The following is a 19,230-nucleotide window of genomic DNA, read 5'->3' on the forward strand; positions in this document are numbered from 1 at the left end:
AGAGAGGACGACGGGATGCCGAAGGACACGTTCAGCGTGGTGGAAGTCAATCGCAAGCACGGCTTTGCCCGGCTGCGCCCGGAAAAGGGTGAGGGGCTCCTCAATGCGCCGCTCTATCCGGACGAGGACTCCCCGGCGCCCAAGATGCAGTTGCGCGAGGGCGACCGGGTGTCCGGCCTCAGGCGAGGCCAGTCCGTGGCCGCGGTGGAGTGGGTGACGCGCGCCGAGCCGCCCTACGAGTTGGTGGAGCGGATGGGCGAGCTGCTCGCGAAGCTGGAGCGCTGGGAGGTGCGCATTCCCTCCACCGCCTTCGACCTGGCCGAGCACCACTGGCGCGAGAGCAAGGAAGACCCGCTGCACCTGGAGCTGCTCGCGCAGTTGCCCACCTTCTTCGACCTGGAGCTCGTCCACCCGTACGAGGACGCCTCGCTGCTCGAAAGGCTGGAGGCGGCGATGCAGCCGTACCTCCCGGGCTTCCAGGTACAGCCGCTCCAGGGACGCGCCGCCTTCCGCCTGCAGCCCGGCGGCCTCGAGGTGGCGGCAGGGGAGGGAAGCCGCGAGGCCCCCGGCACCACCTTCGCGCCCCTGTTGATGCGGGTGAATGCGCTGCTGGAGGACGCGGGAGCGCCGGTGCGCTGGGTGCCCACGGAGGAGGACTGGCTGCTCTCGCCTCCGGGGCTCGCCGAGCTGCTGGTGCTGCACGGCGTGATTGGCCCGCGTCCCGCGTAGGCGCCTGAAGGCGTGAGGGCGGGGGTTACAGCTCGCCCTGCTCGCGCAGGGCGCGCGCCACCTCGGCGGCCATGACCTTGTGGCCCGCGGCGTTGGGGTGGATGCCGTCGGCGACGAGCCCTTCGAGGAAGAGGTGCACGTTGTCCGGCCGGCGCATCACCGCCTCCAGGTCGATGAGGTCCGTGCCGGTGGAGCCCTTGCGCAGCCAGTCGTTGAAGCCCACGCGCTGCACCTTCACCGCCGCGTAGGAGCTGTAGTTCGACTTCTCCTTGGGCAGCAGCGTGCACACCCACACCCGGCAGAAGGGCTGGAGCCGCTGCACCATCAGCAGCATCCGGGACTCGGCCTGGGCCAGGGCGCCGTCGCCGCCCAGGTCGTTGGTGCCCAGCAGCACGATGCAGTCGGTGATGCCTTCCAGGGCGAGCACCTCTTCGTCCAGCAGTGCCAGTGCGTCATAGAAGCCCTGGCCGCTCACGCCCGCGTTCACCACCGGCACGCCCAGCTCCGCCTCCACCAGCGCGGGCCACGCGTTGCGGGTGTCGTTCTTCATGTCCATGTAGCCCTCGGTGATGCTGTCACCGATGGCCACGAAGGCCCGGCTCGTGGGGCCCTCCACGTCCACCGTCGCCACGCCCACGGAGCGTTCGAAGGGTTGACCTCCCATCGCCCCGGGCACCGTCGACCAGGCCCCGGAACGCGCGAAGCTGCCCGGGAAGGAGTCGATGGCGCTCACACCCAGCGCTCCCCGCACCTCGAAGCTGATGGCCAGGTCGTCGCGGAACGCCACCGGGAAGTCCACCGGGTCCGACGTCACCAGCGTGCGCGCGGCCGTGGTGAAGCCCGCCGTCCCTCCGAAGGTGAGCGACACCGGCGTGGACGCCAGCGAGCCGTCGGGCCCCGCCTTCGCCACCGTGGCCCGCTGCAGCGTGAGGTTTCCGTCGCCGGAGCGGAACGTCACACGGATGCGTCCGCCCTCGCGCCCCACGGGCACGCGCAGGCGGAACGTCATCAGACCGCCCACGCTCTCGGACCAGCGCAGCGCCTGGTGGAAGCCGGGCTGGAAGGAACTGGCCGGCACGGGCGGAGGCGCCGGAGGCGGCGTCTCGCTCACGCGGCGTTCATCGTTCAACACCAGCACCGGGGCCACCTCCAGTGGCTCCTGCGGTACGGATTCCACCGCCGAGGGCGTGCTGACGTCTCCCGGGGGGGCCTCCCATGAGGGCTCCCCGCCGGTGCTGTCCGCGCACGCCAGCAGCGCACTCCCCGCGCACACCAGGACCCCGAGCCACGCCCGCCACACTCGCATCCCCGCTCCCTCCCGGCGCTTGAGGATGCGCACACACGGGCGCCATGACGAGCGGGTTGACTTTGACGTGACACCCGCCGGCGACGCCTGCTCACTCGCTTGCCGGTCAGGGGAAGGACACGCGGCGTTCACCGGACGACAGCGCGGACGGTGCGAGGACGAGGCTCGGGAGTCGCTCAGAGGTTGAAGCCCACGTTTCCGACGGAGATGCTCGGCCCGAAGATGAAGGACCACTTGCTGGAGGGGACGACGGTGTCCGTGTTCGGGTCTCCGCTCATCCGCCGCTTGATGTCGCCCCGGAACTCGCGCGCCACCCACGCCTGGGCGCCGACGGCCGCACCCGGGCCGATGGGAACGCGCAGCCCCACGCCCCCGACGACGGCCAGCGTGGGAGGGAACTGGATGTCCCCCGACTGGGGGATGAGCCCCAGCCCCATCAGCCCCAATTCGAAGCCGAGCAGCCGCTCCTTGCCCTCGTCGTTCAGCAGCACGAGGCGGGACACCACGCCGAAGTTGAGGGTGAGCTGGCCGCTGGGCTCGGTGGCGCGGTAGAGGCCCGCGGGGATGGTCGCCGTCGTGTAGAGCCGGAAGAGGCCACCGCTGACGATGGCCGTCCACTGCGCGGAGGGCAGGCCCGTGCGGTCCGTCGCGCTCAGCGCGTAGCGGGACTCGTCCGCCACGTGGGCCACCTGGACGAGGATGCGGTCGTACTGCCCCAGGTTGCCCGGCACGGGGATGACGCGCTCGTCTCCGCCAGGGCGGAGGAAACTGCGCTGCTCGACGTGACTCTCCGCGCGCGCGGAGCCGTCCGGCCGGGTGACGTCGATGCGGAGGACGACCTCCTGGTTGCCCTCCTGGGGCTTCAGCCGCTCGCGGTGGATGATGACGCGGCAGGTGTTGCGCATGTCGTAGGCAATGCGATGGGGCCGGCTCGGCTCCAGCGACTGGTCCTTCCCGTGCTCGTCCGCGCAGACGAAGTCGAAGAGGCTCTCGATGCGGGCGGGCACGCTGGCCTCGCGCACCAGCCGCTGGACGCGCTCGCTGACGAGGGCCAGGTCCGTGGTGGCGAGCTCCGCCGGAAGCGTCGGCACCTGGTAGCCGAAGCGCAGCGCCACGAAGCCGCCCGCGCTCGCCTCGCCCTGGACGCGCGTGGCGCCGTCGCCCGCGGTGACGGCGTAGGCGCCCGAGAGCGGGTGCAGCGCGAAGCGTCCCTGCTCCGTCGCGGCCGCCACGTGCACCTGGGCGGGGCGGTTGGTGGGGATGAAGTCGATGGGGCCGTGGCCGGGCAGCTCGAGGGTGGTGCGCGGGGTGGGCAGGGGTACCGTCTTCACCGTCTCCGACGCGACCACCGTGCCGTCCTGCCGGGACGTCAGCGCGGTGATGACGGCCTGCTGGTCCGAGGTTCCGCCCGTGCGCAGCAGCACGTACGTGCCGTCCGCCGCCTTCACCACGCGCTCCACGCGGGCGCGCTGGTTGTTCACCGTCCACACCAGCGTGCGCGGGTCGTGCGCGCAGGACGCATCGAGCCGCGCCACCAGGGCCGAGTCCTCCGCGTCCCGCAGCACCGTGCCCTCCACGGCCGTGAGCGGGCAGGCCAGGACGGGCAGCGTCGCCGACAGCACCTGCTCGAGCGCCTCGCCGCGAGCGACGAACACCCGGGGAGACAGGCGCAGGCGCAGCGTCACGGTGGCGTCCACGCCGGGCACGTTGCGGACGGAGATGGCGCCTTCGCCCACCTCGCAGCGCACCAGCCCGCAGTCGACGGTGGCAATCGCCTCGGAGTGACTGACCCCCACGAAGCCGGGGCCCTTCGACACGTCGATGCCGCTGGAGAGGACGAGCGGCTGGGTGAGGATGACGCGGCCGGGGCGCAGCCGCATGGACTCGGGGTCCACCACGCGCCCCTGGGCGTCGTAGGTCGTCACCTCCGGCCCACGCCGGCCATGGGGCGGAACCCAGTACAGCGCCGCGTCCGTGGGCAGGCCCTGCGCCACCGGCACCGTGCAGTCGGTCGGTCCCCGGCCCGTGGAGGGCGTGAGGCAGACGTCCTGTCCCTCGCGAGGCGTGCCCCGCGCGTCGCCGCGGGGCGTCCCGCTCCAGGCGATGGCCATGTTGAAGAGCCCCGTGCCCCGGAGCTCGAGCCGGCCGTCATCCGGGTAGAAGGTGATGGCCGAGGCATCGATGCGGGGCAGGGGGCCGGTGGCAATCACCTTGACGGTGGCCTGGCTCGTGGCGCACTGGCCCGCGCTCTCGGCGACCTTCAGTTCCTGCGTCCGCTCATCCTCCTCCGCCTTCGAGGGAGGTTGGACCGAGCGCCCATCCGACTCCAGCGACCAGCCTCCGCGCAGCGGGCCGCACACGACGCCCTTCTCCACGACGACCACCGGCCGGCCTCCCTCGGGTACCTGGATGACGGGGGCGGCGGCGGAGAGCCCCGCGACCAGCAGCGACGCGAGGAGGAGTGCTCGGGCGGGATGCATGCACCCGTTCAAAAAGCGGAGGCGCTCCCGACGGTCAAGCGACATGTGCCCCGAGCCACGCGGACCTCCCCAGGAATCCGGGGAGGTCGGTGCGGCTCACGGCGCGCAGGCACCCACGCCGGGGTTGCCATCCAGCTCGCGGCACGTCCCGGTGGTGCATGCGGGCGTCCCGCCGGGCCGGCACAGCGGACGGCAGGCGAGGCCGCTGCCCGCATTCACACAGGTGCTCCCGGGGGCGCACTGATTGCTGAAGCTGCACGACTCGCCCTCGAGGCGCGTGCCGCTGCCCGCGCACACCGGGCCGGACGTGGACGGGTAGCAACCGAGCGGCGAGGTGCAGTCCTGCCCGAAGGGGTCGCACTTCGCCGACGGCGGCCCGCACACCAGCGGCAGCTCCGTCGTGCCCTCCAGCCGCAGCACCGTGTTGCACTCGCCGGACTGTCCGCACTGAGGCGTGGCGTGGCACAGCCGCCGGCAGTTGAAGATGGTGCCGCCGTCCTCCAGCCGCGCGTCCTTGCAGAACAGGCCCTGCTCACACGTGTCATAGGCGAGCCCGCCGTCCGTGGGCGCGAGCGTGCAGGGCGAGCCTTCCGGCGTCGCGCCCGGCTCCACGCACCGGCGCCGCGTGGCCCCGGCCTCGGTGACGTACGTGCACCGCTGCCCCTGCGCGCAGTCCTGGGCCACGACATCGCACTCGGCCGCGAAGCACCGGCTCCCCGTGCCTCCGTCCGCCAGGTCCGCGAAGTGGCAGCTCTCTCCCGTCCCGCAGCCCTCCTGCCGCGCCACGTTGCAGGCGAATTCCGAGGCCGTCCCTCCGCCGTCCACTCCCGCGTCGGTGCTCTCCCCGCCATCCGGGTCCAGATGCACCCCCGAGTCATCCGCGGCGTCGGGCCCGGAGCCCTTGTCGTCACGACACCCCGCCGCCCAGAGCGTCAGGGCCAGGGTTCCAGTCAACATCACGAGGTGCGCACGCATCCCAAGCTCCCGAATCGAAGTACACAGGGACTTAGCCGACAGAATCCGATAGAGGGGCCCCCCTTGAATCGGGCCTGGGAAGCAGCGGACACTTGGCGGAAGCCCGACTCCCGGGGGTTGGCCCGGCGCGTCACCCTCAAGGGATTGGGTGGTCATACGTTGTTATCGCCAGTCGCGTCGAACTTGGGGGTCGCGGGTGCGCATGACTAGCAAGGTGGCGGATGACATGGCAGGCGGGGACTTGAGCGCATTCGCGAACCGGCGCTCGGACGAGCGCGTCGCCGCGCGGTTCGAGGTCCGGTTCGAGCAGGTGCAGGATGCCGCGCGCGCGCTGCGTGCCTATTCGCTCAACATCTCCGCCGGGGGCCTGTGTCTGCGCACGCGCAAGGCCTACGACGTGGGCGCGCAGGTGCGCCTGTCCATGGTGATTGAAGGGGAGGAGTTCCACCTCACCGGCATCATCGCCTGGGTGCGCGACGAGGCGGAGGCCATCGGCGTGCGCTTCACGGACATGCCCGACGATGACCGCGTCCGCCTCCAGCGCGTGGTGGACAGCTTCAAGCGGTAGCGCCGACGAAGCCGGCGCGAGTGAGGCCCGGCGCTCCTGGCGCCCGGGCCCCTGCCGTCAGCGGCCGCCTTCAGTCTCCAGGTGGCGGAACACGCCCGAGTCGATTTCCGAGAAGCCACAGGCGGCGTAGAAGCTGCGCGTCTCGGGCGTGCTGGCCATGGGCGAGACGAGCTGGAGCTGTCGGACGCTGAGCACCTTGCAGCGCTCCAGAATCTGCTTGATGAGCGCCCGGCCCACGCCGCGCCGGCGCCACGTCTCCGTCACCACCAGCTCGTCCACGGTGGCCACGCGGCCACGCAGGCGCAGCTGCGGCCGGTGCGAGAAGGAAATCATCCCCACGGGCCGGTCCTGCGGGTCCCCGGCGACGAAGATTTCAATCTCCGGATGGCTGACGACCCAGTGGACCGTCTGCTGGTCCGTTCCCTGGGGATAGCCCAGCTCGCGCAGGAGCAGGGCCATGGCCTCGGCGTCGCCCCGGCGGGCTCGGCGGATGCGGAAGGCGGGCGCTTCTGCGCCAGCGGCGGGGCTGACGGTGCGGACGATTGGTTGGGACAAGGCGTTCGCAGTCTAACGAAAGGGCCGCCGTACCTTCAAAGAGGAACGGCGGCCCGGGTGCCCATGGGGCGGGGTGGTTGTGGGTGCGGCGCTTACGGCTGCTCGGCGGCGAGCGAGCGGATGGCGGCGGTGATGTCGCCCTGCTGGGGCACCGACGCCATCTCCAGGACGTCCGCCAGTCCGATGCCGGGGAGGAACTTGCCTGCCAGCAGCCGTGGCGGCGCCAGCAGCGAGTAGAACAGCTCCTCCACCGTGCGGCGCACCAGGTGCTCGCCGAAGTTCGTCACCTCGGTGTCCTCGTTGACGAAGAGGACGCGGCCCGTCTTCTGGACGGACTCCTTGATGAGCTCCCAGTCGTAGGGCCACAGCGAGCGCAGGTCGATGACCTCGGCGCTGATGCCCTCGTCCGCGAGCGCCACGGCGGCCTTCGCGCACAGGGGCAGGGTGCGGCCGTAGCTGACGACCGTCACCTGCGAGCCCTCGCGCACCTTCTTGCCCTTGCCGAAGGGCACCGCGTAGGCCTCCAGCGAGGGCCACTGCGGCTTCCACTGGGTGCGGTCACCCAGCGGCGCGTCAATCATCTTCGACAGCTGGCGGTCATCGTCCGGCTCGCCGGGGATGCGCTCCTCGCCCTTCACGCGCAGCAGCGCCTTGGGCTCGAGGAACATGACCGGGTTCTGCTCCTTGCACGCGGTGATGAGCAGCCCGTACGCGTCCAGCGGCGTGGAGGGCATGACCACCTTCCAGCCGGGAATGTGGGTCATCGTCGCGTCGAAGGAATGCGAGTGGTAGATGGACCCGCGGATGCCGCTGCCCACCGGCGTGCGCACCACCATGGGCATGTTCCAGTCGCCGTTGGTGGACCAGCAGGTGTTGCCCGCCAGCTTGAGCAGGTCGATGGTGTTGTAGACGTAGTCGCAGAACTGGATCTCCGCGACGGGCCGGCCGCCGCCCATGGCGATGCCCATGGCCGCGCCGATGATGCCGCGCTCGTCGAGGGGGGAGTTCCACGTCGTCTTCAGGCCCTGGGTGCAGGTGAAGACGCCGCCGAGCGGCGCGCCCACGTCCTCGCCGAAGATGTCCGTCACGCCGAGGTTCTCCTCGGCGTAGTGGAGGGCCATCCGGATGGCCTGTGCCATGTTGGCCATGGGTTACTTGTCCTCCGCGTAGATGTGCTTCCAGATGGAGTCGGGGTCCGGCTGCGGCTCGTCGCGCACCTGGCGGGCGGCGGCGGCCAGTTCCTCGGTGTAGCGGTTGCGCAGGTCGTCCATCTGCTGGCGGGTCATGAAACCCTCCTGCTCCAGCCGTGCCTCGAACTGCTTGAGGCAGTCCACCTCGTCGCCCACGTAGTTGGCGCCGGAAGCGGAGGAGTGCCCGTACAGGCGCGACACCAGGGCCTCGATGAAGTACGGCTTGCGCTCCTTGCGCACGTACTCCATGGCCTCCTTCAGCTCGTTGTAGGCCTCGACGGGGTCATTGCCGTTGATGGTCTTCGCCTGGATGCCGAAGGCCTTGGCGCGGTCGCTGATGCGCGCCTCACCGTGCTGGCCGTCACCCGAGGTGGAGATGCCCCACTTGTTGTTGGTGACGATGATGAGGATGGGCAGCGGGTTGGCGGGGCGGCTGCTCCACACGAGGCACGACGCGAAATCGCCCTCGGCCGTGCCGGCGTCGCCGCCGGTGACGATGGTGATGCCGTCACCACCGACGCGCTTCTGCACCATGGCCGTGCCCGGAGCGACGGCGTACTGCACCTCGATGGGCGAGGACACCGGCGCCACGTTGTACTTCTTGAGCGAGAAGTGGCCCGCGAAGTTGCGGCCGCCCGAGTAGGGGTCCGTGGCCGTGTTCTTCATCTGCCGCAGCGCGCCGATGGGCTCCTCGCCGAGCGCGAGGATGGTGCCCGACTGGCGGTAGTGCGCGTGCAGGTAGTCGTACGCGGGGCCCTGGCCCTTCTTCATCAGCATGCCCAGGGGGACGTTGAACGCCTCCTCGCCGGGGCCGCCAATCCAGAAGTACCCATGGCCCTGCTTGTACATCTGGATGAGGCGCTCCTCGAGGGCGCGCGTTTTGACCATCAGGTCGTGGATGCGAAGCAGCAGCTCCTTGTCGAGCTGGAGCGGCGCGGACGCTTCTTTGATGAGACGGGGACGGGACACGCGCGGCCTTCCTCTGGCTGGAGGGGACGCCCCTATAACCCGGATGCGCCCCCTCCGCTCAAGGCTGCTGATGAGCCTCCTGTCCACTCGTCAGGCGAAAGACGCCCTCTGATGCGACGCGGCAATCAGCGGCGCTCATTCCAGTTAGAAATTGTGCCGGCGCAGCTCGCCCGCACGCTGCATGAGCGTGCCCTGGCCCGCGGCACCCGCGCGCTCGGAGATGAGGGCCAGCGTGTCGTCCGACAGGTGCGAGGCGCGTGGGCCGCCCAGCAGCGCCTCCAGCTCCGCGAAGCGCTTCGTGTCCAGCAGGGCCACGACGAGCGCATGGCCGGTGCGGGGCGAGGGTGACGCGGCGAAGGCGGTCTGGAGCGGGCGCACCGCCATCGCGGGGAGGCCGCTCTCCAGCAGCATCTCCCCCACGAGCGCCGGGTCATGCGGCTCCTCGGGCTCCTCCGCCTCCGGCGCCTGAAGGGACGCGGGCGCGCGGCGGACCTCGGGCATTTCCCCTGGAGGCGCGGCGCGTGGGGTGCTTCGCAGCTCCTTCATCAGATTTTCCACGGAGACGGCGCCGGCCTTCGCCTCGCGCCGCGTGGCTTTGCGGCGGAGGGGCAGGGCGGCGGCGCGCTCGAAGCGGACCTCCGTCGGCAGCCGGAGGAACTGCTCGACGTTCATCACCCCGAACATCAGCGCCAGCAGTCCCATCCACGGCTGGCGCCACCAGACCGCCAGCGCAATCACCCCCACCGCCGTGGCGATGCCGAGGCCGAGCAGCGCCCGCTCGTACCGGTAGCCGCTCCGGGCCCGCACCGCGGACGCGAGCAGGTGTCCCCCGTCCAGGGGCTGCAGGGGCAGCAGGTTGAACAGGCCCCAGCCGACGTTGACCCACAGCAAGTCATGCACCGCCTCGCCCGCGAGCCCGCCCTGTTGTCCCAGCGGCGTGAAGCGCGACAGCGCCCAGACGAGCCCTCCGAGGAGGAAGCCCATCCCGGGCCCGGCGAAGCTCACCCACGCGGACTGACGATGCGTGAGCTGCTCCGTGTCATGGCCCGTGGTGGTTCCGCCCATGCCGTGCAGTTCGATGGACGCGGGGCTGCCGTAGCGGCGGTAGGCCAGCGCGTGCCCCATTTCATGGAGCAGCACGGAGACGAAGACGACGCCCATCCACAGGGCCAGCCGCGCGGGCGACTCGAGCAGGTCCCAGCCCGAGGCGAACGTGATGACGAAGAAGAGCAGGTGGACGCGGACCGGGACGCCGGCCACGTGGAAGTGGGGCCGCATGGCGGCGTCAATGCTAACCGGTGCCTCCAGGAGACGCCCGGTGAAGGCCCGGGCCGTTTTCTATATACCGTGCGTGAAGTGACGCCGCGGTGCCCGCTCCGGCCTTCTTCCCACGTCACATCGCCTGCCTGCCGGCCCAGCCACCCGGGTGGGGGGCCAGGGTCTCGCGAAGTAGGAGAAGTGCGATAGAGTCGGCACTCCCCCGCTCCCTCCTCGCGCCCTGGCGCGACCCTCTGGGTGTGCCCTTGTCCAGTACGAACACGCGTCTGAAACCCGCGCCTCCGTCCGACGGCGCCCCGGACTCCGCAGCGCCGCCCGCCGAGCGGACGGGAACCCATGAAGTCACCGCCACCGGCACTGGCACCCGCGAGGCCACCGCCACGCGGCTGACGGGGCCCGTGGGACACGTGGAGGCCACCAGCACCCTCATCGCCCCGCTGGAGGCGGGCGAGCTGCCCAACGTCGCCGCCATCAAGGGGCTCCGGCTGGACCAGGTCCTGCTGCTCACCACCGGCGTGCTGGTGGTGCTCATCGTCGGTCTGCTGGCGGCGCTGTCCGTCGCCTCCACACAGTCCCAGTTCGAGGAGACGGCGCTGCGCTCCAAGGAGCGCATCCAGGACCAGGCCCGCGAGCTGGGCCAGACGGTGGGGCAGACCATCGCCCTCACGTCGACCACCAACCTGCGCGACAACAACTACGCCTTCCTGGAGGAGGTGGCGGGCTCCATCACCAAGACCAACCCCAACATCCTCCGCGTCCAGATCTTCGACCCGGACGGCGTGCGGATGGCCGACAGCGAGAAGGGCACGGAGCGGGAGGAGGCCGCCGGAAACAGCAACAGCGGGCGCACCGCGGAGCGGCGGCTGGTGAGCGCCTTCTACCGGGGGCAGCCCATCTCCGAAATCCAGGAGCCCATCGACTACGGCTCCAGCAGCGGCAAGGGACTGGTCGTCATCAGCTACTCGCTGGGCGGCCTGCAGAAGCAGCTCGAGACGCTGGAGCACGACAAACGCGCCACGGTGCGCGCCAACACGGTGCGCATGCTCGGCCTGGGGCTGGGCTTCGTCGTCCTCGCGGGTGTGCTCGTCGCGTTCCAGAGCCGCCGCATCACCCGGCCGCTGGGCATGCTCACCGGCAAGGTGATGCAGCTGGCCGCTGGAGACCTGGGCGCGCGCGCTGGCACCGCCCGCGGCGCGGGCCGCGAGGTGGTGGCGCTGGGCGTGGTGTTCAACCACATGGCCGAGCGCATCAAGATCCTCCTCGACGACGTGCGCGCCAAGGCCCAGTTGGAGCGCGACGTGTCGCTTGCGCGCACCGTGCAGGAGACGCTCCTGCCCGGCCGTGACGCCGTGCAGGTGGGCCCGGTGCGCATCGCCGGCCTCGTCGTCACCGCGGACGCGTGCGGTGGTGACTGGTGGTTCCGCGCGGGACTCGATGAGCGGCGGGTGGTCATCGGCGTCGGCGACGTGACGGGCCACGGCCTGTCGACCTCGCTCGTGGCCACCAGCGCCACCAGCGGCTTCGCCTCCGCGATGACGCTGCGCGAGCCCTCGCAGATCAACGCGCAGATGCTGATTACCGCCCTCAACGTGACGCTGGCCAACGTGGGGCGCGGCGAACACCAGATGTCCAGCGCGCTTTGCGTCATCGACGTCTCCAACGGCGCCATCGACTACGCGGCCGGCGCGCACCCCAGCCCCCTGGTGTTCAACCGGAACAGCGGGCAGGTGGCGTCGCTGCCGGCACGCGGGCCGCTGCTGGGCGCGTCCGTGACGTCGCAGTTCACCTCACGGCAGGCGCAGCTGCGCCCCGGCGACATCGTGGTCTGGTACACGGACGGCCTTACCGAGGCGCGCGACGCCATGGGCAAGCTCTACGGCAACCAGCGCCTCGCCGCCGCCGTGCAGGCCAACGCCCACCTGTCCGCGGAGCAGCTGCGTGATGCACTGCTCGCGGACGCACGCGCCTACAGCGCCGGCCAGCCGCAGCGCGACGACATCACCGTCGTCGTGGCCGAGTACAGCCCCGTCGCCTGATTGCCCCCGGAAACCACCCGCATGCGCCGCACACCCCGCACCCCACCGCCGCGCCGACTCGCCTCGGCGCTCGCGCTGCTGGCCACCCTGGCCGGCCCTCCCGCGCTCGCGCAGTACCGCCCTCCGCCCATGTCCGAGTCGCAGCGGCTGGTGAAGGAAGGCGAGACGGCCCAGGTGGCCGCCAGCGCGGCCAGCGCCTCCGGTGACAAGAAGGAGGCCGAGGAGAAGTACCGCAAGGCCCTGGCCCTCTATGAGCAGGCGCTCGCCGCGGAGCCGGGCTCCGTCGCCGCCGCCGCGGGCGTGGGCGCCACCGCCAACGGCCTCCAGGACTGGCAGCGCACGGTGGACCGGGTGCAGCCCGTCGTGGCGGCCCACCCGGGCGAGCTGTCGCTGGCGTACCCGCTGGGCGTGGCCCTCTACAAGCTGCGCCGCTTCCCGGAGGCGGTGCCGCTGATGGAGCAGGCGGCGGCCTCGGACTCGGCGGACTACCTCATCGTCCACTACTACCTCGCCAGCTACTACCTCTACGCCCAGCAGGGCGACGCGGCGGTGACGCGCCTGCAGCGCTACCTCGCGCTGCGCCCCGCGAAGCTGGCCACCAACGACTTCCAGATTCACGAGCTGCTGGGCCGCGCCCACGTGCTGCGCCGGGACGTGGCCTTGGCGCGCGCGTCCTTCCAGCAGGCGCAGGCGGGGCGGCCGGAGTCGCCCTCCGTGCAGCTGGGCCTCGCCAGCGTGCTGGAGCTGGAGGGCCGGGTGCCCGAGGCGCGCACGCTGCTGGAGGGCGTCACCACGCGCTTCCCGCAGGCCGCCGAGCCGAAGGAGAAGCTGGCGCGGATGTACCTGACCGCCGGCGAGGTGCCGCGCGCGGAAGCGCAGGCGCTGGCGCTGGTGAAGCTGGGCGCCACGCCCGCCGCGCACCTGCTCCTGGGTGACGTGCGGCTGGCGCAGAAGAACGCGGCCGCCGCGGAAGGGGAGTACCGCAAGGTGCTCCAGCTCCAGCCGGGCCTCGTGGTGGGGCAGATGGCGGTGGGCAAGGCGCTCCAGGCGCAGGGCCGGCACGAGGAGGCCATCCAGTTCCTGGAGGGCGCGGTGCGCTCGGGCGGCAACAGCCTGGAGCTGTGGGCCAACCTCGGCTCCGTCAACCGGCGCGCGGGCCGCTTCCAGCGCGCCGTGGAGGTCCACCGGCGCGTGCAGGAGATGGCGCCCCGGATTGCCCTGGGCTGGATGCTGCTCGGCGCGGACCACTTCGCCACCGGCCAGTGGGACCAGGCCATCGAGGACTACGCCAACGCGCTGCTGGTGGAGCCGGACCACGCCGGCGCGAAGCAGTGGCTGGCGCGTGCGCTGGCGCACCGTGCCCGCGACAGGGCCGGGGCGGGGCGCATGGATGACTCCGTGAGAGACCTCCGCCGCGCCTACGATTTGGACCACACCGCGCTCATGGCGCGCCGGCTGGGTGCCGCGCTGCTGGAGACGCGCGCCTTCCCCGAGGCGCGCAAGGTGATGGAGCAGGGCGCCACGTTGCCCGGCGCCACGTGGCGCGAGGCGCTGCTGCTGGGCTACGCGCGGCTGGCCTCGGGTGACGCGCAGGCGGCGCTGGAGTCCTTCACCCGCGCGGGCAAGCAGACGGAGGAGCCGGACGCGCAGGCCGAGGCCTCCGTGGGCGCCGCCCTGGCCGAGGTGGAACTGGGGCAGGTGGACGCCGCCGTGCAGCGACTCACCGAGGTGGGCCCCTCCAAGGCCGCCGAGGGCGTGGCCTCGGCCAACCTGCCGCGCGTGCTGGTGCGCCGCGCGCTGGCCCGGCTGGAGTCCGGCGACGCCGACGCCGCGGAGAAGGACCTGGAGGCGGTGGACCGGCTGGGCGTGGGCAAGCGTCCGGACCTGGCGAAGCTGGCCCTCTTCACCCGGGGGCTGACGCGCGCGGAGGCCGGCCGTCACGCGGAGGCGAGCGCCGCCCTCAAGAAGGCCCTCACGCCCGCGCAGAAGTGGGCCTGGCCCAACACGCGCGCCCTGGCGGACGCCTTCGTCCTCTACAAGAAGGGGCAGGTGGCAGCGGCGCGCAAGCAGCTCGCCGCCGCCTCGAAGAAGCCCATGCCCGGGCAGCCGAAGTGGCTGTCCGCGATGACGGGCGCCCTCCACCGCCGCGAGGCCTCGCTGGCGTACGCCTCCGGCAACATGAAGCTGGCGGAGAAGGCCCTCAAGGCCGCGCTCGCCCTGGACGCGGAGGACGCGCAGGTGCAGCACAACCTGGCCTGCGTCGACTGGCGCAAGGGGAAGACGGCGGACGCGCTGGCCACCTGGCGCCGGCTGGAGCCCGCCGTGCCCGTGGCCGCCCTCAACCTGGGCATCGACGCGCAGGAGCGCCGCCACGAGCCCGCCGAGGCCGTGGACGCCTGGCGCCGCTACCTCGCCGTCGGCTCCGGCCCGCGCCTGGCCCAGGTGCGGGAGTGGAAGGAGCGCCTGCAGAGCCTGAACGGCCTCGCCGAGCCCGCGGGCTCCGCCACGCCGGCCGCCGCCACGGCGGAGGAGACTCCATGATGAAGGCACACCGCTTCCTCCTGGCCGGCCTCGTGCTGGCCTGTACCCTGGCCGCCGCCCCCGCGGGCGCGGCCGCGAAGAAGGCCACCGTGGGCGTCTTCCTCGCCACCACCCTCACGGACGGCCAGGAGCGCTTCCAGTACGCGGAGGCGCTGGCCGTGAAGCTGGGCGAGTCGCTGGACCGGCCCGTGGCCGCCAAGAGCTTCGGCCGCTACGAGGACTTCTCCCGCGCCGTGTCCGACGGGCTGGTGGACTTCGCGGTGGTGGATGCCTGGGCCGCCGTGCAGCTCGGCTCCCGAGCCACGCCCGTGGCCTGGGCGTCCCGCTCCGGCGAGACGCAGCAGCGCTGGGCCATCGTCTCCACCCAGAAGGGCGCCGTGAAGGACCTCGCCGGCAAGCGCCTGGCCCTGGTGAAGGGCGCCGGCCCCGCCGACCCCAAGTTCGTCACCCACGTGGTGCTGGGGGGAGACCTGGACGCGCAGCGACACTTCAAGGTGACGCCGGTGCCCAACGTGGAGTCCGCCCTGAAGATGCTGGAGGCGAAGGGCGCGGAGGCCGCGCTCGTTCCCCTGGCGCACGTCCCCAAGGACAAGGATGTGCGCGTCCTCTTCCGCAGCGGCCGCGTGCCGGGCGCGGTGCTCGTGGACCTGCGCGGCAACGCGGACGCCCTCGCCGGGGCCCTCGGCACCGTGGGCGCCGTGGCTCCCTTCGACACCTTCGCCCGCGTCCAGGGCCGTGACTTCGAGGACTTCCGCAGGCTCGTCACCCAGGGCCCGCCCCGCCGCCAGCCCGTCCTCGCGGAGGCCGCCGAGCTCCATGTGGACACCGCCGTCCTGGTCCGCTCCGAGGAGCTCGGGCCCGCGCTGCCCTCCTTCGCCGGGGACCTCGACGTTTCCGCCGAGCAGCCCGATGACTGAGGACGCAACCGGGTAGGGCGGGTCCTCGAAATCTTCTTGAGTTTCAGGGAATGAGAGCCGCTCACTTGGCCCGGCGGTGGCTCTGAGGTAGTTTCCCAGCCGACGGTTCGCGCGAGCAGGGGGAAAAGTGGTCCGTGAGGACGACGAGGCCCCTTCCGCCGGACTGCCAACCGAGGCGTACGTACAGGACCGTGGGTGTTTCCCCCTCATCCACGGATGTGAGAACGATGCACACAACTGTGTACGGTGGGCCGCGGCAAGGCGCGGTGAAGTCTCTTTCCAGGCGCAGCGGTCTTCGCGCCCTGTGGCTGTCCGTCATGCTGTGCGCGCTGGCCGCCGCCGGCCTCGGGAGTACCGAGGCCCAGGCCCAGGCCGCCGCAGCCGAGACGGCGCCCCGGGTGAAGAAGAAGAAGCGCACGACTCCGAAGAGTGCCACGACGCCTCGCGCCACCCGGACGAAGGCCAAGTCCCGCAAGGCCACGAAGCCCGTCACCCCGCCCGCCGACGAAGAAATTCCGGTGCTGGGCAGCGGCGGGCCGGCCACGGATGATCCAATGGCCGAGCCCGTGGCGGCCGAGCCCGTGGCGGCCGAGCCGCCCACGCCCCTGAGCCCGACTCCGCATGTGACGGCGCCCCTGCCGGTCGCCTCGCCGGGCTCGCCGGCCTCGGGAACGTCGGACGCCCCCCTGGGCGCCACGGCGGCGCCCGCCAGCGACACGCAGCCCGCGCCGTCCCCGGTGGCGGCCCCGGCCCCGTCGCCTGCGCGGCCCACCGACAACGTGCCCATCAGCGCGCCCTTCGCCGAGCCCACCATGGACCGGCCGCTGCCGCCTCCGTCCGGGCTGGCCGGGCTGCCCGGGGGAGACCCGCTGGCCGGCGGTGACCCGCTCGAGGAGTCCGTCAACCGCGTGCTGAGCGAGGCCGTCGTGACGACGGCGTCCAAGCGCAAGCAGCGCATCGCGGACGTGCCCCTCACGGTGTCCTGGATTCCGGCCGAGGAGCTGGAGGGCACCGGCCAGTTCTCGCTGTGCGAGGCGATTCAGTACTTCCCCGGCATGGAGTGCCGCCGCGGTTCCATGCGCAAGGCGGCGGTGAGCGCGCGTGGCCTGGGCTCCAACTACCTGTCCAACCGCCTGCTGCTCCTCAAGGACGGACGGCCGTTGACGGACCCGTGGACGGGCCAGTTCTACGCGGACGAGACGACGCCGCTCGTGAATCTCAAGCAGGTGGAGGTCATCCGGGGCCCGGGCTCCTCGCTGTACGGCTCCAACGCCTTCAGCGGCGTCATCAACATCATCGAGCGCCAGCCCGGGGACCTCATCGAGAAGGGCAAGAACGTGGGCGCGGAGGCGCGCGTGCTGGCGGGCCAGGACCAGACCTGGCGCCTGCACGGCACGGTGGCCGGACGCGGAGGCCCGGTGGAGGCGCTGCTGGGCTACTACGGCTACGGCTCGGACGGGCCGCAGCTCTTCAACGACCCGAGCGTGGGCCGCGTGGACACCAACGAGGACTCGCTGGTGCACCAGGTGAGCGGCAAGGTGCGCGTGGGCCCCCTGGCGCTGGACGCGGACTACACGGACGCGGAGATTGGCCGCCCGGGCGGCACGCACATCTCCACCGTGGGCAACTGCGGCCGCTGCCACTACACGCCCAACGACAAGGAGCAGGTGCAGAACCTCAACGCCTCCGCCCAGGTGGACCAGCAGGTGACGGAGAACCTGCGCCTCTTCGGCCAGGCGTACGGCCTCTTCAAGCGTCGCGACGTGCTGCTGGAGAACGCCTTCGGCGGCGACCCGGTGCGCGCGCTGGGCAAGCGCCGCCGGCTGGGCGGTGAGGCGCGCGCGCTCCTGTCGGCCGGCGACCTGAACGTCACCTTCGGCGGCGACGTGAAGCTGGACACCGTCAACGTGCCCAACGTCCTGCCCGAGCTGACGGTTGACGACACGAAGCAGACCATCCTCGGCGGCTTCGTGGACGCGGAGTACCGCCTCTCCAACCGGCTGGTGTTCGGCGCGGGCGCCCGCTACGACCGCTACCAGATTCCCGAGCGCGTCTGGAGCCAGCGCACCGACCAGATTTCTCCGCGCGCCAGCGTGGTGTTCCACGCCGTGCCGGAATTGCTCACGCTGCGTACCAACTACGGCCGCGCCTTCCGCGCGCCCACGCTGGCGGAGCTGGGCATCAACCAGCAGATGTACGCGTCCACGCTGATCGGCAACCCGAACCTGGCCGCCGAGACGCTGGACACCTTCGAGGCCTCGGTGGACTTCTGGCCCTTCGAGCGGCGGGTGCGCCTGACGGGCACGGGCTTCTACAACCTGGCGAAGAACTTCATCAACCAGGAGCTGGTGTTCGGCTCCGTCTCCCAGTTCAAGAACCTGGGCGACGCGCGCGTGGCGGGCTTCGAGCTGGAGGCGGCCGCGCAGATTCCGACCATCAACTCGTCCTTCGACGTGGCCTACCAGTTCCTGGACGCCAAGTCGGTGCCGTACGGCGACGGTCCGGAGACGCCGCTGGACTACGCGCCCAGCCACCGCATCTACGCGCGCGGGCGCACCAACATCGGCAAGGTGGCCTTCGCGGAGCTGTACGCGCTCTACGTGGGTCAGCGCTTCGACCCGGGCTTCCTGGTGGACGAGGCGACGGGCCTGGCCACCACCCGCGTGCAGCTGCCCAGCTACCTCACCGCCGGCGCGCGCGTGGGCTTCAACGTCTACGACGGCATCTCCGTGTCCTTCCTCGGCTCCAACCTCTTCAATGCGCAGTACGAGGAGTCTCACGGCTTCCCGGCACCGCCCCAGTCCTTCTTCAGTGAAGTCAAGGTTCGCTACTAGGCCTTGAGTACCGCATCCCATCTGGAGGCCGGCGGCCTCCTGCTGATCGCAGACGAGTCGCTCTCCGCCACGCAGCTGGAGCAGGCGGCGCCCGCCCTCGCACAGGGGGGAGTGGCCCTCCACCAGGGACCGGTGCCCACCGCCGGCCCGCGCCGGCTGGTGCTGTTCGACGGCCGGCTCGCTCCGTCCCATGCGGAGCTGCTGCGCCGCGAGCCGCCCGCGCTGCTGCTGGCCACGCGAGGTGAGGACGGCCGCCCCTCGGAATGGGACGTGCGTCTGCTGGGCGCGCTGCTTCGCGGCGGGCCGTTGCTGCCGAAAGGCGCGGCGGTGACGCGGCACCGGCTGCAACGGGTGGTGGATATCAACACCGTGGCGGACGCGGCGGCGGCGGCGGTGGGGCAGGCGCGAGGCTCCCGTACGGCGGCGAGCCTGGTGGCGGACGTGGTGCACGAACTGGCCGTCAACGCGTTGCTGGACGCTCCGGTGGACGCGCAGGGCCAGCAGCGCTACGCGCACCGGCGCACCGAGGTGACGGAAGTCGCGGCGGAGGATGCCTGCGAGCTGTCCCACGCGGTGCAGGACGGCCGCATGTGGCTGGAGGTGGTGGACCGCTTCGGCGGGCTGCGTCCAGGGCCGTTCGCCCGGGCGCTGGAGGGGTGGGGCGGGCGGGTCCGGGTGGACGCCTCCGGCGGAGGCGCGGGACTGGGGCTGCGGCGCATCCTGGAGCACTGCGCCACGGTGGCGGTCCGTGTGTCCGTGGGACGTGAGTCACGCGTCCTGTGCGTGGTGGACCTGGGAGAGGCGCGCCGCCGTGCCACCCAGCCGAAGTCTTTGCTGTTTTGTCTGCAATGA

Annotated in this window: 14 protein-coding genes; 7 read left to right on the forward strand and 7 right to left on the reverse strand. The window is 71.7% G+C overall.

The window, feature by feature from the left end:
* Window positions 1–15 precede the first annotated feature (15 nt).
* Window positions 16–729 carry a hypothetical protein gene (locus OV427_RS40275; RefSeq protein ID WP_267861535.1) on the forward strand — a complete coding sequence of 238 codons (714 nt, stop codon included), beginning with the start codon at window positions 16–18 and terminating at the stop codon, window positions 727–729.
* A 25-nt stretch (window positions 730–754) separates the two neighbouring features.
* Here OV427_RS40275 and OV427_RS40280 read toward each other — a convergent pair whose 3' ends face one another.
* The 3 genes from OV427_RS40280 to OV427_RS40290 all read right to left on the reverse strand — a co-directional run bounded on the left by OV427_RS40280 (window position 755) and on the right by OV427_RS40290 (window position 5,490).
* A complete protein-coding gene (locus tag OV427_RS40280; protein WP_267861536.1) occupies window positions 755–2,035 on the reverse strand; it encodes an SGNH/GDSL hydrolase family protein in 1,281 nt (426 codons plus the stop codon).
* A 176-nt stretch (window positions 2,036–2,211) separates the two neighbouring features.
* Entirely contained in the window at window positions 2,212–4,515 is a 2,304-nt protein-coding gene (locus OV427_RS40285) for a hypothetical protein (protein ID WP_267861537.1), read from the reverse strand.
* A gap of 96 nt (window positions 4,516–4,611) precedes the next feature.
* The gene (locus OV427_RS40290) at window positions 4,612–5,490 is read right to left on the reverse strand and encodes a hypothetical protein (RefSeq protein ID WP_267861538.1); all 879 of its coding nucleotides are present in this window, start codon (window positions 5,488–5,490) and stop codon (window positions 4,612–4,614) included.
* 202 nt (window positions 5,491–5,692) lie between these two features.
* Here OV427_RS40290 and OV427_RS40295 point away from each other — a divergent pair, with 202 nt between their 5' ends.
* Window positions 5,693–6,058 (forward strand): TIGR02266 family protein, encoded by a 366-nt coding sequence (locus OV427_RS40295; RefSeq protein ID WP_267861539.1) that lies wholly within the window; start codon window positions 5,693–5,695, stop codon window positions 6,056–6,058.
* A gap of 57 nt (window positions 6,059–6,115) precedes the next feature.
* Here the strand turns inward: OV427_RS40295 and OV427_RS40300 are convergent, their stop codons facing one another.
* The 4 genes from OV427_RS40300 to OV427_RS40315 form a co-directional block, all read right to left on the reverse strand.
* Window positions 6,116–6,613, reverse strand: a complete 498-nt coding sequence (locus OV427_RS40300) for a GNAT family N-acetyltransferase (RefSeq protein WP_163998248.1) — start codon at window positions 6,611–6,613, stop codon at window positions 6,116–6,118.
* A gap of 92 nt (window positions 6,614–6,705) precedes the next feature.
* Complete coding sequence (locus OV427_RS40305; protein ID WP_267861540.1) at window positions 6,706–7,761, reverse strand: alpha-ketoacid dehydrogenase subunit beta; 1,056 nt, start codon at window positions 7,759–7,761, stop codon at window positions 6,706–6,708.
* Between the two features lie 3 nt (window positions 7,762–7,764).
* A complete protein-coding gene (locus OV427_RS40310; RefSeq protein WP_267861541.1) occupies window positions 7,765–8,772 on the reverse strand; it encodes a thiamine pyrophosphate-dependent dehydrogenase E1 component subunit alpha in 1,008 nt (335 codons plus the stop codon).
* Between the two features lie 144 nt (window positions 8,773–8,916).
* Window positions 8,917–10,050, reverse strand: coding sequence for a M50 family metallopeptidase (locus OV427_RS40315; RefSeq protein WP_267861542.1), 1,134 nt, complete (start codon window positions 10,048–10,050; stop codon window positions 8,917–8,919).
* A gap of 245 nt (window positions 10,051–10,295) precedes the next feature.
* Here OV427_RS40315 and OV427_RS40320 point away from each other — a divergent pair, with 245 nt between their 5' ends.
* The 5 genes from OV427_RS40320 (at window position 10,296) to OV427_RS40340 (ending at window position 19,230) form a co-directional block, all read left to right on the forward strand.
* Window positions 10,296–12,086 carry a PP2C family protein-serine/threonine phosphatase gene (locus tag OV427_RS40320; RefSeq protein WP_267861543.1) on the forward strand — a complete coding sequence of 597 codons (1,791 nt, stop codon included), beginning with the start codon at window positions 10,296–10,298 and terminating at the stop codon, window positions 12,084–12,086.
* Between the two features lie 21 nt (window positions 12,087–12,107).
* Window positions 12,108–14,627, forward strand: a complete 2,520-nt coding sequence (locus OV427_RS40325) for a tetratricopeptide repeat protein (RefSeq protein WP_267861544.1) — start codon at window positions 12,108–12,110, stop codon at window positions 14,625–14,627.
* Window positions 14,624–15,544, forward strand: coding sequence for a PhnD/SsuA/transferrin family substrate-binding protein (locus tag OV427_RS40330; protein WP_267861545.1), 921 nt, complete (start codon window positions 14,624–14,626; stop codon window positions 15,542–15,544). The genes OV427_RS40325 and OV427_RS40330 overlap by 4 nt, the downstream gene beginning before the upstream one ends.
* A gap of 227 nt (window positions 15,545–15,771) precedes the next feature.
* A complete protein-coding gene (locus OV427_RS40335; RefSeq protein ID WP_420718322.1) occupies window positions 15,772–18,378 on the forward strand; it encodes a TonB-dependent receptor domain-containing protein in 2,607 nt (868 codons plus the stop codon).
* Window positions 18,379–18,381: 3 nt separating this feature from the next.
* A complete protein-coding gene (locus tag OV427_RS40340) occupies window positions 18,382–19,230 on the forward strand; it encodes a hypothetical protein (RefSeq protein ID WP_267861547.1) in 849 nt (282 codons plus the stop codon).

The organism is Pyxidicoccus sp. MSG2, assembly GCF_026626705.1.
In the GTDB taxonomy this organism is placed as follows: Bacteria; Myxococcota; Myxococcia; order Myxococcales; family Myxococcaceae; genus Myxococcus.